The following is a 1,659-nucleotide window of genomic DNA, read 5'->3' on the forward strand; positions in this document are numbered from 1 at the left end:
GATCACATGCTAAGTTCGCTACATCGTGTAGCAACGCATGTGTGATATGCATCCTGCATACCTCGGAGAGTTTGATCCTGGCTCAGGACGAACGCTGGCGGCGTGCCTAATACATGCAAGTCGAGCGGACAGAAGGGAGCTTGCTCCCGGATGTTAGCGGCGGACGGGTGAGTAACACGTGGGTAACCTGCCTGTAAGACTGGGATAACTCCGGGAAACCGGAGCTAATACCGGATAGTTCCTTGAACCGCATGGTTCAAGGATGAAAGACGGTTTCGGCTGTCACTTACAGATGGACCCGCGGCGCATTAGCTAGTTGGTGAGGTAACGGCTCACCAAGGCGACGATGCGTAGCCGACCTGAGAGGGTGATCGGCCACACTGGGACTGAGACACGGCCCAGACTCCTACGGGAGGCAGCAGTAGGGAATCTTCCGCAATGGACGAAAGTCTGACGGAGCAACGCCGCGTGAGTGATGAAGGTTTTCGGATCGTAAAGCTCTGTTGTTAGGGAAGAACAAGTGCAAGAGTAACTGCTTGCACCATGACGGTACCTAACCAGAAAGCCACGGCTAACTACGTGCCAGCAGCCGCGGTAATACGTAGGTGGCAAGCGTTGTCCGGAATTATTGGGCGTAAAGGGCTCGCAGGCGGTTTCTTAAGTCTGATGTGAAAGCCCCCGGCTCAACCGGGGAGGGTCATTGGAAACTGGGAAACTTGAGTGCAGAAGAGGAGAGTGGAATTCCACGTGTAGCGGTGAAATGCGTAGAGATGTGGAGGAACACCAGTGGCGAAGGCGACTCTCTGGTCTGTAACTGACGCTGAGGAGCGAAAGCGTGGGGAGCGAACAGGATTAGATACCCTGGTAGTCCACGCCGTAAACGATGAGTGCTAAGTGTTAGGGGGTTTCCGCCCCTTAGTGCTGCAGCTAACGCATTAAGCACTCCGCCTGGGGAGTACGGTCGCAAGACTGAAACTCAAAGGAATTGACGGGGGCCCGCACAAGCGGTGGAGCATGTGGTTTAATTCGAAGCAACGCGAAGAACCTTACCAGGTCTTGACATCCTCTGACAACCCTAGAGATAGGGCTTTCCCTTCGGGGACAGAGTGACAGGTGGTGCATGGTTGTCGTCAGCTCGTGTCGTGAGATGTTGGGTTAAGTCCCGCAACGAGCGCAACCCTTGATCTTAGTTGCCAGCATTCAGTTGGGCACTCTAAGGTGACTGCCGGTGACAAACCGGAGGAAGGTGGGGATGACGTCAAATCATCATGCCCCTTATGACCTGGGCTACACACGTGCTACAATGGACAGAACAAAGGGCTGCGAGACCGCAAGGTTTAGCCAATCCCACAAATCTGTTCTCAGTTCGGATCGCAGTCTGCAACTCGACTGCGTGAAGCTGGAATCGCTAGTAATCGCGGATCAGCATGCCGCGGTGAATACGTTCCCGGGCCTTGTACACACCGCCCGTCACACCACGAGAGTTTGCAACACCCGAAGTCGGTGAGGTAACCTTTATGGAGCCAGCCGCCGAAGGTGGGGCAGATGATTGGGGTGAAGTCGTAACAAGGTAGCCGTATCGGAAGGTGCGGCTGGATCACCTCCTTTCTAAGGATATATGGAGCAGTGTGCGTTTTGGTCTTGTTTAGTTTTGAAGGA

At 54.4% G+C, this 1,659-nt stretch carries 1 rRNA gene; it reads left to right on the forward strand.

From position 1 onward, the window contains the following. Positions 1–59: 59 nt before the first annotated feature. Positions 60–1,608: ribosomal RNA gene (locus BA1_RS18165) — 16S ribosomal RNA — on the forward strand. Positions 1,609–1,659: the final 51 nt, after the last annotated feature.

Origin of the sequence: Bacillus xiamenensis (genome assembly GCF_000300535.1) — a bacterium.
In the GTDB taxonomy this organism is placed as follows: Bacteria; Bacillota; Bacilli; order Bacillales; family Bacillaceae; genus Bacillus; species Bacillus xiamenensis.